Source organism: Dictyoglomus sp. (genome assembly GCF_049968615.1).
Classification (GTDB): domain Bacteria; phylum Dictyoglomota; class Dictyoglomia; order Dictyoglomales; family Dictyoglomaceae; genus Dictyoglomus; species Dictyoglomus turgidum.
On the sequence record NZ_JBMFQK010000011.1, the window covers coordinates 1 to 12,356 of the forward strand.

Here is a 12,356-nt window from a genome sequence, read left to right on the forward strand (position 1 = left end):
CATGCCCTATCGTACCTATATTCACATGTGGCTTCGTCCTTACAAATTTCTCCTTCGCCATCCTTTATCTCCTCCTATTTTATTTTTTTAGATTTGAAGATAGAATTTTTTCCTGAATATTAAGAGGCATTTCTTCATAATGAGAGAACTCCATTGAGAATATACCTCTACCTTGAGTTAAAGATCTCAAAGTAGTAGCATATCCAAAAATTTCTGCAAGAGGAACTAAAGCTTTTATTACTCTTGTATTATTTACAAAATCAATCTTTTCTACTCTGCCCCTTCTACTGTTAAGGTCTCCTATAACATCTCCCATATATTCTTCAGGGACAATTATTTCAAGCTTCATTATAGGCTCCAATAAAACAGGATCACCTTTTAATACTCCATCTTTAAAAGCCTGAGATGCCGCAATCTTAAAAGCCATATCCGAAGAGTCTACTTCGTGATATGATCCATCAAAGAGAGTAATTCTTACATCTGTTACAGGATAACCAGCAAGCACCCCACGATCTGCAGCCTCTCTAACACCAGCTTCCACAGCTGGAATAAATTGTTGAGGAATGACTCCTCCCACAATTTTATTCACAAATTCAAGACCGCTACCTCTTGGAAGAGGCTCTAATTCAAGCCATACATGACCATACTGACCCCTTCCACCTGTTTGCCTAATATACTTTCCTTCCACTTTTACAGGTTTTCTAATAGTCTCTCTGTATGAGACTTGTGGCTTACCTACATTAGCATTTACTTTAAATTCTCTCTTTAATCTATCCACTATAATTTCTAAATGAAGCTCTCCCATTCCATGGATTAAAGTTTGTCCTGTTTCTTCATCATAAGTTATTCGGAATGTTGGATCCTCCTCAGCAAGTCTCTGAAGAGCAATACTTAATTTATCCTGCTCCTCAGTACTTTTTGGTTCAATAGCAACAGAAATCACAGGTTCTGGGAATGTCATACCTTCAAGAATTATAGGTCTATTTTCATCACAAAGAGTGTCTCCTGTAGTAGTAAACTTTAGACCAACCGCAGCAGCAATGTCTCCCACATATACTGCATCTATATCTTCTCTATGATTGGCATGCATCTGAAGCAATCTACCAATTCTTTCCTTTTTTCCTTTAGTTGAGTTATACACATAGCTACCTTTTTCTAATTTTCCTGAATAAACCCTAAAATAAGTGAGTTTACCCACATAGGGATCAGTCATGACTTTAAAGGCCAAAGCAGTAAATGATTCATCCTCACTTACTAACCTTATTTCTTCCTCGCCACTAATAGGATTTATTCCTTTAACGGGAGGTAAATCTAACGGCGAGGGAAGATAGTCTATAACAGCATCAAGTAAAGGCTGTATACCTTTATTCTTAAAAGCCGAGCCACATAGTGCTGGATATAACTTGCCTTCAATAGTAGCCCTCCTCAAAACCCTCTTCAAATCAGGAATAGGAATCTCTTCACCCTCTAAATACTTCATTAAGAGCTCATCATCGAGCTCCACAATAGTCTCTATTAGTTTATGCCTATATTCCTTAGCTTGATCCTTTAACTCATCGGGAATTTCTGTAACTTCCCATTTAATCCCAAGATCATCATAATATACAATTGCCTTCATCTCAAAAAGATCTATGACACCTCTAAATTGATCTTCACTACCAATTGGTATTTGAATAGGTATTGCGTTGACCCCTAATCGATCTTTTATCATCTCCACTACCCTGAAAAAGTTTGCACCAACTCTATCCATCTTATTAACAAAAATTATTCTTGGAACATTATATTTTGTAGCTTGTCTCCATACTGTCTCCGATTGAGGCTGAACTCCAGCAACCCCACAAAACACCGCTATTAAACCATCTAATACTCTTAAGGATCTTTCTACCTCAACAGTAAAATCCACGTGCCCCGGAGTATCAATTATATTAATAATGTGATCCTTCCACTGACAGGTAGTTGTTGCAGCTGTTATAGTAATACCACGTTCTCTCTCTTGTTCCATCCAGTCCATGGTTGCTGTTCCTTCGTGGACTTCACCTAATTTATGAGTTTTACCAGTATAAAAAAGTATCCTTTCGGTAAGAGTAGTCTTACCTGCATCTATATGAGCAGCTATTCCTATATTTCTTAATTTATCTAATGGACATCTCGGCACGTTTATCTTCCTCCTTTTTAATTACCAACGATAATGAGCAAATGCCTTATTAGCTTCTGCCATTCTATGCATTTCATCTCTCTTCTTAATTGCTCCACCAGTATTGTTAAAGGCATCTAAAATCTCTAAAGCAAGCCTTTCCTTCATAGGCATACCTTTTCTCTCTCTTGCAGCTCTAACAATCCATCTTAAAGCAAGAGAGAGTCCTCTTCTTGGAGGAACTTCTATTGGCACTTGATAGGTTGCTCCTCCAACTCTTCTTGGCCTTACCTCTAAAAGAGGTGTTACATTTTGCACTGCTTTTTCAAGGACAGTTAATGGATCTTGTTTTGTTTTTTCCCTTATTATATCCATCGCACCATAAACTATTTTTTCAGCTATGCTTTTTTTACCATCTAGCATAACTTTATTAATAAGCTTTTGCACAAGAACGCTATTATATACAGGATCAGGAGGTATTTCTCTTGGAGTAACTGGTCCTCTACGTGGCATTATTTCTTACCTCCCTCTTTTGGACGTTTTGCTCCATATTTGGATCTTCCCTGTCTTCTGCCCTCAACACCTGCAGCATCCAAAGCACCACGAATAATATGATACCTCACACCTGGTAGATCCTTAACACGGCCTCCTCTCACAAGAACTACAGAGTGTTCTTGTAAGTTATGACCTATTCCAGGTATATAAGCCCATACTTCAATCCCATTTGTTAACCTAACCCTAGCAACCTTCCTTAAAGCAGAGTTAGGCTTTTTAGGAGTCATTGTAGTTACACGGATACATACTCCCCTCTTTTGAGGATTCCCCATAAGAGCAGGAGATTTACTTTTCCTTTCTTTTGGTTCTCTCCCTTTTCTTATAAGCTGATTTATAGTAGGCAAAATTACACCTCCTACATCTTAGTTATTGAAAATTATTTAAATATAATACAAAGCCCCTAAAGGCAAGCGAAAACAAGTTTATCATTATAGAATTATTTTTGTCAAGAGTTAATTTCAATTTCTCCACCATCTTCCAAAACCTCTACTTTCTTAGCGGAGACTTTTTGAGGAATAATTTTCCTAAAGAGCCCTGTGCCTGCAGGAATTAATCTGCCTATTATCACATTTTCTTTTAATCCCTCCAGGTAGTCTTCTTTTCCTTTAACTGCTGCTTCAGCTAAAACCCTCGTAGTCTCTTGGAAAGAAGCTGCAGATATTACACTTTCTGTGGTTAAGGCTGCTTTTGTAATACCAAGTACAACCTCTCTTGCTATAGGAGGTCTTTTTCCTTCTTCTTCTAATTGCTGTTTCACCTTTTCAAAGGTCACTTTGTTAACAAGTTGACCAAACAAGAAGTTGCTATCTCCTGGATCTTCAATCCTTACTCTATTAGTCATCTGTCTAACTATTACTTCTATGTGCTTATCGTTAATTTCTGCTCCTTGTTTGAGATAAACCTTTTGCACTTCATCCACAATATATCTCTGTACAGCAGCAAGACCTTCATTAGCAAGAATTTCCGCAGGATTTCTATATCCTTTAGTCAACTCTTGTCCCACTGTTACATAATCGCCTTCTTTAACCAAAAGTTGAGCATTAGGTGGCAAGATATGCTCATCTTTTCCATTTTCTCCTTCAATCACTATCTTTTCTCCTGATTTAGTCCTTGTTATTTTCACAATACCACTAACACCAGCTATAATAGATTTTCCTTTTGGTTTCCTTGCCTCAAACAACTCCTCTACACGAGGAAGACCTTGAACGATATCTTCTGTTTTTGCAGTTTTCTGTTGGTATGCAGGGAAGTAAGCAAGAATAGTGCCAAATTCTACATTATCTTCTGCATTTACATGTAATTTAAGTCCACGAGGAATTCTATATTCAACTTCTCTTCCTTCGCTATTTCTTATGATAATTACAGCTTCACCTGTTGCCACAATTCGATCTATTATTTCTCCATTTCTCTCAAGAATATCTACCACTTTTCCTTCTTCGCAAGCCTGAATCTTCATGGTCTCTCTACTATATTCGGCAATTATATCTCCTTCATTAATAAAGTCTCCAATTTTAAAGAGAAATGCCACACCTTCCGGTAATTCTATTCTTTTCTCATTACCAGTTTCATCCAACAACACTACAGAACAGAAAATCGGATGTGCTTCTTCGTTATAAGACAACTCATAATTATTAAGATCTCTATCGTATTTCACATTGAGAAAAGTAAATTTTTTATTGTAACTTTCTCCTACCTTTTCAACTCTTATAACCTTTCCAGTAAATGGTGAAGCTATATATCTTAAATTAGGATCTATATATCCTAAACTCATTCCCTTAGTAACATCGGTTCCAGAATCTATAGACACAATGGTTCCTGGTGGAAGTACAATTTCTTCTTCGCCTTCTCCTTTAACAACTGCTCTTCCATTACGTCCAACTACCATTTTTTCTTTTTTACCCAAGACTTCAAATCTTTCTTTTAACTTTAAATTCAAAAAATCAACCCTTCCTGTCACTCTAAATTGAATATTCTGATAATTCAAAGAAGTTAAAGCAACACCACCTGTGTGGAAGGTTCTCATAGTAAGCTGAGTTCCAGGCTCTCCAATAGATTGGGCAGCTATTACTCCTACCGCTTCTCCTATGTTAACAAGCCTATGAGTTGCTAAATCCTCCCCATAACATTTTTGACATATCCCTTTCTCACTCTTACAAGTCATAGGAGATCTGATCTTTACCCTCTTTATACCAAACCTCTCCACTAATTTTGCTTTTTCCACATCTATATACTCATTCTTAGCAATAATTAATTCTCCTTTATCATTATAAACATCTTCAGCAGCAAATCTTCCTATGATTCTATCCTTCAAGCTTAATACTATTTTCCCTTCATCCTCCAGAGGCTCTACATATATCCCATCCTCAGTACCACAATCTTCCTCTCTAATAACCAGACTTTGAGCTACATCTACAAGTCTTCTGGTTAAGTATCCTGAATCAGAAGTTCTCAATGCTGTGTCCACTACTCCCTTCCTTGCTCCATAAGAAGAAATAAAATGTTCTGATACAGTTAAACCTTCGTAGAAGCTTGACTTAATAGGTATGTCCATAATTTGTCCTGACGGATCAGCCATCAAACCTCTCATTGCTGCAAGCTGTCTTACCTGGTCCACATTACCTCTAGCACCAGAAAACGCCATCATATACACAGAATTTAAAATACCAAAATTAGCAAGCATTATATCCTTTACTTCTTCAGTTGCCTTTGTCCATATCTCAATAGCTCTTTGATATCTTTCTTCCTCAGAATACAAACCACTCTCTACAGCTTTTTGAAGAAGCATAGACTCCTCTTCCGCTTTCTTTATAACCTTCTCTTTTGCCTCCTTAGGTATTTCAATATCTACTATGGAAAAACTTACACCTGCTTTTGTAGCATATTCAAACCCAAGTCTTTTAAGTTCGTCTAAGAATTCTGCTGTCTTGCTCCAACCATAAATCTCAAAACATTTTTCGACAATTTTTCTAATTTCTCTTCTATTCATAGTGACGTTGTAATATCTTAACTTCTCAGGAACAATCTCATTCAAAATTAACCTTCCTGGTGTAGTCTCTATAAACATAGGGCTCTCAGGTAAAGATATATTATATGTTTCTTCTATTCCTCTCTTGTGGACATATATCTTTGAATGTAGATCAACTTTTTTCTCCTCTAAAGCCAACAAAACCTCTTCCGGGGTCGCAAATCTTTTATCCTCAATCTCTCTTCCGGGTACCATTATAGTTAAATAATAAAGTCCAAGAACCACATCCTGAGTTGGTAAGGTAAGAGGTTTTCCATGAGCTGGAGATATAAGGTTATTGGATGACAACATCAAAATTCTTGCTTCTGCTTGGGCCTCAAGGGATAGTGGCACATGAACCGCCATCTGGTCCCCATCGAAGTCAGCATTATACGGTGGACATACTAAGGGATGTAATTGAATTGCATTACCATCAATTAACTTAGGCTCAAACGCCTGTATACTAACTCTGTGCAAAGTAGGAGCACGATTTAAAAGTACTAATTTTTCCTTAATAATTTCATCTAAAACATCCCATACCTCAGAGGCTTCTCTTTCAACTTTTTTTCTTGCATTCTTTACGTTAGTAGCATATCCATGTTCTATTAACTTGTTTATTACAAAGGGTTTAAATAATTCTAAAGCCATCTTTTTAGGAAGTCCACATTGATGTAATTTTAATTCAGGTCCAACCACAATAACCGCTCTTCCAGAAAAGTCAACTCTTTTTCCTAAAAGATTCTGTCTGAATCTTCCTTGTTTACCCTCTAAGATATCTGATAAAGACCTCAAGGGTCTTCCACTAGCGTTAGTCACAGGCTTACCCCTTCTTCCATTATCAATAAGAGCATCTACTGCTTCTTGCAACATTCTCTTTTCATTTCTAACAATAATCTCTGGGGCATTTATTTCTAAAAGCTTTGCAAGACGGTTATTTCTGTTAATAACTCTCCTATAAAGATCATTAAGATCAGAAGTGGCAAATTTGCCACCTTCAAGTTGTACCATAGGCCTCAAATCAGGAGGAATAACAGGAAGTACCTCAAGTACCATCCACTCAGGTTTATTACCAGAAAGCCTAAAACTTTCTACAATTTCTAATCTTTTGATAAGTTTCGCCTTTTTCTGACCTTGTATTTCGTTGATTTGTTTTTTTAAGTCGTAAGACAATTCTTCTAAATCTAAATCTCTCAAAAGCTTTTTAATAGCTTCTGCACCCATTCCTACTTTAAAACTATTACCAAACTCATTAAGAGCTTTTTCATATTCGTCTTCTGTTAAAACCTGCATTTTCTGTAAAGGAGTATCCCCTGGATCTAACACAATATATGAATGATAATAAATTACTTCCTCAAGTTGTTTACTGCTTATATTAAGAAGTAGCCCTATATAGTTAGGAACATTTTTAAAATACCAAATATGTACTACAGGTACAGCAAGTTTTATATGTCCCATTCTCTCTCTTCTCACTGAGCTCTTAGTTACTGTGACACCACATCTATCACAAGTTATACCTTCATATCTTTGCCCTTTATACTTACCGCAATAACACTCATAATCCTTCACAGGTCCAAAGATCTTCTCACAAAAAAGTCCATCTCTTTCAGGTTTGAAGGTTCTATAATTAATAGTCTCCGGTTTCTTAACTTCACCGTAAGACCAACTTAAAATATCTTCTGGTGATGCTAAACCAAAAACTAATTTATCAAAATCTTTTATCTTCAAGGTTTATTCCTCCCCTTCCTTAAGATTCATCTTCAATCTTAGAGAGATTAACTAATCTATTTCCAATATAAGCAGATACTTTTATGCCTAAACCTTGTAATTCCCTGACAAGAACCTTAAAAGACTCAGGAATACCAGGTTCTTTTATCAAATTACCAGAAACGATAGCAGAATAAGCCTCAGTCCTTCCAGCCACATCATCGGATTTATATGTCAACATTTCCTCAAGAGTATGAGCTGCACCATAAGCTTCTAAAGCCCATACTTCCATTTCTCCAAATCTCTGACCGCCAAACTGAGCTCTTCCACCAAGAGGCTGTTGAGTAACCAATGAATAAGGACCTACAGATCTTGCATGGATTTTATCATCGGCAAGATGGATCAGTTTCAAAATATACATATAACCAACAGTAACCTTTTGATTAAAAGGTTCTCCTGTTCTTCCATCGTATAAAACCACTCTACCATCCTCAGGAAGTCCAGCTTTTCTCAACATCTCCTTTACCAAATTAGCAGATCTATTTTCTCCTAATACTTCATCAAAAGGAGGTACTATAGCATATATACCCAATTCCTTAGCTGCCCACCCCAAATGGGTTTCCAAAATCTGTCCCACATTCATACGAGAGGGAACACCTAAGGGATTCAATATAATATCTACAGGAGTCCCATCCTCAAGAAATGGCATATCTTCTTCAGGCAAGATAGTAGCAATTACACCTTTATTTCCATGTCTTCCTGCCAACTTGTCTCCTACAGAGATTTTTCTTATTTGAGCAACCCTAACTTTTACAATCTTATTCACTCCTGGTGGGAGCTCATCATCATTCTCTCTAGTTAACACTTTTACATCTATAACCTTACCACATTCACCATGAGGCATTCTTAGAGATGTATCTTTAGTCTCTCGAGATTTCTCTCCAAAAATTGCCCTCAAAAGCCTTTCCTCAGGAGTAAGTTCGGTTTCACCTTTTGGAGTAACCTTACCTACTAAAATGTCGTTAGGACCAACCTCTGCTCCTATCATTATTATTCCATCTTTATCCAAATACCTTATAGCATCTTCACTTATATTAGGAATATCTCTGGTTATCTCTTCAGGACCAAGTTTTGTATCTCTTGCCTTTATCTCATATTCTTCAATATGAATAGAGGTAAATATGTCTTCTTTAACCAATCTTTCACTTATTATTATTGCATCCTCATAGTTATATCCACCCCAAGGCATAAAAGCGACAAGTACGTTCCTTCCCAAGGCAAGCTTACCATTGGAAGTAGCAGGACCATCAGCCAAAACATCTCCCTTTTTGACTCTCTGTCCTACTTCAACTATGGGTTTCTGGTTCCAACAAGTACCTTGATTAGTCCTTCTATATTTTATAAGTTGATATCTCTTCTCCTCTTTATTATCAGTTTCAATCACAATCTCCGAAGATGATACCTTTTTAACTACTCCATCCACATCAGATATAACCATAACTCCTGTATTTCTTGCCACAGTTTCTTCTATTCCTGTTCCCACAAGAGGAGGTTCTGTGTTTATTAAGGGTACTGCTTGACGCTGCATGTTTGCTCCCATTAATGCTCTGTTTGCATCATCATGCTCAAGGAAAGGAATCAAGGCTGTAGATATACTTACTGTCTGGTATGGTGATACTCCTACAAAATCTATTTCCTTAGGAGAACAAAGTATAAACTTTCCTTTTCTTCTAGCATGAACCAATTCATCAATTATTTCTCTGTTTTCATTAATGTGAACATCGAAAGAAGCTATAGTATATTTGTCCTCCTCTGTGGCTGATAAATAAACAATCTCATCGGTTATTTTCCCATCTTTTACTCTATAATATGGAGTCCTTAAAAATCCATACTCGTCTACTATGGCTAAAGTGGACAAATAGTTTATCAATCCTGCATTAGGTCCCTCTGGAGTCTCTATTGGACAGACCCTTCCATAATGAGAGGGATGAATATCTCTTACCTCAAAAGTGGCTCTTTCTCGAGTCAACCCTCCAGGACCTAATGCACTTATTCTTCTCTTATGAGCAAGCTCTGAAAGAGGATTAGTTTGATCCATAAATTGAGAAAGAGGATTTCTGTTAAAAAATTCTTTGACTGCTGCCATCAAAGGTCTAGTACTTACAAGAGCAATAGGACTTGCTTGTTCAGGATCGGTTAAAGCCATCTTCTCTCTTATCAACTTTTCTACCCTTGCAAGCCCAGCTCTAAATTGCATCTGCAAAAGTTCTCCTACAGACCTTATTCTTCTATTGCCAAGATGGTCTATATCATCAGTCTCATCTTTTCCTGTTTTAATCATGGTTAATCTCTTTATTATTTCAATGAGATCATCCTCTGTAAGAGCATAATTATCCAGAGAAATGCTCAAACCTAATCTTTGATTTAATTTATATCTTCCCACTTTACCTAAATTGTATCTTCTAACATCAAAAAACATCTGCCTTATTACCCTTAAGGCATCCTCTTCTCTACTTGGAACATCCCCAGGTCTCAATCTTCCACAAGCCTCGAAAATTGCTTGTGTTCTATCGCTTACATTATCCTTTGCATAGGTAATTTCTAAATAACTTAATTCCTCTGGGCCTAAAATTTCTTTGAAATAATCCAGGTCATATCCTAATGCTCTAAGAATAAGAGACACAGGAAACTTTTTAATTCCATTAGGATGAATATAAATAATGCCTCCGCCATCTAATTCAAACTCTATCCATCCACCCCTTGTAGGTATTAGAGTGGCAATAATACGATTCCCCTCTTCTTGAAAAAATACCCCTGGAGATCTGGTGATCTGATTCACTATAACTTTCTCTGTGCCATTTACAATAAAGGTCGCCCTATCAGTCATTTGAGGAATATTTCCAAGAAAAACCATTTGTTCTTTGATGTCCTTAATATTCCTATTCTCATCTTTAAAATACAATCTTGTCTTTACATAAATAGATGACTCATACGTTAGTCCTTTTTCTAAACACTCGTCAGGAGTTTTTGTAGGAGGCTCGATTTTTATACCATCTTCAGTGGTAACAAATTCCAAAGAAAGACCTTGACGTATAGACTCTATAGGGTTTATTTCATCAAGAACCTCTCTAAGACCTTGTTTCAAAAACCAGTTAAAGGAATCATATTGAATTTTTAATAAATCAGGAATATTTTGAAAAACAGGCCTATCATCACTCCAGAAAATCTCTGTTTTGAAATTTCTACCCTTCATACCTCATCTCCTTTTTTCTTAGAGATTAGACAAATTTATATTTTATATACTAGGAAGATAAAAATGAAATATTAAAAAATGAAGAGAAAAGAAAAAAATAAGCAATATAAAAAGTTTTCGGTAGAATTTTTGTTAAAATTCTACCTTTTTACCTTTTTAATCTTTAAAAATTGTCCAAATTCCAACCAATATAAAAATCAATCCTACAATTTTTTCAAGTGTATCTCTTGGAATATATCTTGTCAATGCCTCTCCTAAATATGCACCAATAAAACTTAGAAGAGCCAGGGCTAAAGAAGCGCCTAAAAAAACATAAAAAGGGGACTTTGTTTTTACAGACAGAGTTAATACTGCAAGTTGAGTTTTATCTCCGAGCTCTGCCAAAAAAATAACTCCAAAAACTGAGAGCAGGATTTTAATTTTATCCATAAAATCACCTCACAATCAAAGAATATAATGTAAACAGAAAAGTAGTATAATATCAAGAAAATCAAAGATCAACAAGGAGGATAAAAAAATGTGGAATGTAATAATCACTGGAATTACAAGTTTTTTAACTGATGTAAGTTCGGAAATGTTTTATCCTTTAATTTCTTTCTATCTATTAGCCTTAGGAGCTGGTCCTGCTATCTTAGGTATAGTGGAAGGACTTGCTGAGAGCATAGCCTCACTTTTAAAAGTATATTCTGGATATGTCTCCGATAAAATCAGAAAAAGGAAACCAATTACAATTTTAGGATATAGCCTTTCTGCTATAGGAAAATTATTCTTGTATTTTGCCAATAGTTGGATTGGAGTTTTTATAGGAAGAATTTCTGATAGATTTGGAAAAGGAATAAGAACGGCCCCAAGGGATGCATTAATTGCTGAATCGGTACCCGAAAACCGTGGGAGAGCCTTTGGACTTCATAGAACTATGGATACCCTTGGAGCCTTTTTAGGAGTATTACTCTCTATCTTAATAATAAAAAGCCTAAATTTGCCAGAAGCAAGTAGCAATCTCTCAAGCTATATTCCAACTTTTAAAACCATAATCTTAATAAGCTTAATACCAGCTATCTTAGGAGTATTAGTGCTATTTCTTGTTAAAGAGACTACTCCTAGCAGAGCTCTAAATGAAAAGAAAAGAATAAAATTTCAATGGAAAGCTTTAGATCGTAAACTAAAGGGTTTTCTAATTATTTCTCTTATATTTACTTTAGGAAACTCGTCAAACCAATTCCTATTTTTGAGGTCTCAAAATCTTGGAGCATCTTTATTAGATGTACTTTTTCTTTACCTATTATATAACTTAGTTTATACCATCTTTTCCTATCCTGCAGGATTTCTTTCCGACAAAATAGGTAGAAAAAGAATTATTATTTTAGGCTATATTTTCTATGGTTTAGTATATTTGGGGTTTGGAATAGCCTCAAAATTCAGTCAATTATGGTTGCTTTTTACTCTTTACGGACTTTACACTGCCTTCACAGAAGGCGTCGAAAAAGCATTAATTTCAGATCTTTCACCAGCACATTTAAGGGCAACAGTAATAGGTCTTCATGCTACTTTAGTAGGAATAGGGCTTTTCCCAGCATCTTTCATAGCAGGATTGCTATGGAGCATATTAGGGCCCCAAGCACCTTTTATATTTGGAGGAATAATGGGAATAGGAGCAGCTATAGGATTGATGTTTATACTATAAAAAGATTGTTGTATAATTAATA

The 12,356-nt window shown here is 36.0% G+C and carries 7 protein-coding genes; 1 reads left to right on the forward strand and 6 read right to left on the reverse strand.

Translation table 11 applies throughout. The annotated features are described in order from the left end of the window. Window positions 1–79: 79 nt before the first annotated feature. From fusA to ACP5QL_RS07715, 6 genes are all read right to left on the reverse strand, one after another. Window positions 80–2,155, reverse strand: a complete 2,076-nt coding sequence (gene fusA, locus ACP5QL_RS07690; RefSeq protein ID WP_428126613.1) for an elongation factor G — start codon at window positions 2,153–2,155, stop codon at window positions 80–82. 21 nt (window positions 2,156–2,176) lie between these two features. Further along, on the reverse strand, window positions 2,177–2,647 hold the full coding sequence (rpsG, locus tag ACP5QL_RS07695; protein ID WP_012583341.1) for a 30S ribosomal protein S7: 471 nt from the start codon (window positions 2,645–2,647) through the stop codon (window positions 2,177–2,179). Then, complete coding sequence (gene rpsL, locus ACP5QL_RS07700; RefSeq protein WP_012583340.1) at window positions 2,647–3,033, reverse strand: 30S ribosomal protein S12; 387 nt, start codon at window positions 3,031–3,033, stop codon at window positions 2,647–2,649. The genes rpsG and rpsL overlap by 1 nt, the downstream gene beginning before the upstream one ends. Window positions 3,034–3,134: 101 nt before the next feature. Continuing rightward, window positions 3,135–7,418 (reverse strand): DNA-directed RNA polymerase subunit beta', encoded by a 4,284-nt coding sequence (gene rpoC, locus ACP5QL_RS07705; RefSeq protein WP_428126622.1) that lies wholly within the window; start codon window positions 7,416–7,418, stop codon window positions 3,135–3,137. A gap of 19 nt (window positions 7,419–7,437) precedes the next feature. After that, entirely contained in the window at window positions 7,438–10,650 is a 3,213-nt protein-coding gene (locus ACP5QL_RS07710; protein WP_428126625.1) for a DNA-directed RNA polymerase subunit beta, read from the reverse strand. Window positions 10,651–10,806: 156 nt separating this feature from the next. Then, a complete protein-coding gene (locus tag ACP5QL_RS07715; protein ID WP_272995061.1) occupies window positions 10,807–11,079 on the reverse strand; it encodes a TMEM165/GDT1 family protein in 273 nt (90 codons plus the stop codon). Window positions 11,080–11,167: 88 nt separating this feature from the next. On the opposite strand from ACP5QL_RS07715, the gene ACP5QL_RS07720 reads away from it, so the two are divergent. Next, window positions 11,168–12,334 (forward strand): MFS transporter, encoded by a 1,167-nt coding sequence (locus tag ACP5QL_RS07720; RefSeq protein ID WP_428126630.1) that lies wholly within the window; start codon window positions 11,168–11,170, stop codon window positions 12,332–12,334. Window positions 12,335–12,356 lie beyond the last annotated feature (22 nt).

Bases quoted from the DNA above. Each gene is read 5' to 3' on its own strand.
- ACP5QL_RS07715 (WP_272995061.1), bottom strand. From the start codon at position 11,079: ATGGATAAAATTAAAATCCTGCTCTCAGTTTTTGGAGTTATTTTTTTG.
- ACP5QL_RS07720 (WP_428126630.1), top strand. From the start codon at position 11,168: ATGTGGAATGTAATAATCACTGGAATTACAAGTTTTTTAACTGATGTA.
- rpsG (WP_012583341.1), bottom strand. From the start codon at position 2,647: ATGCCACGTAGAGGACCAGTTACTCCAAGAGAAATACCTCCTGATCCT.
- ACP5QL_RS07710 (WP_428126625.1), bottom strand. From the start codon at position 10,650: ATGAAGGGTAGAAATTTCAAAACAGAGATTTTCTGGAGTGATGATAGG.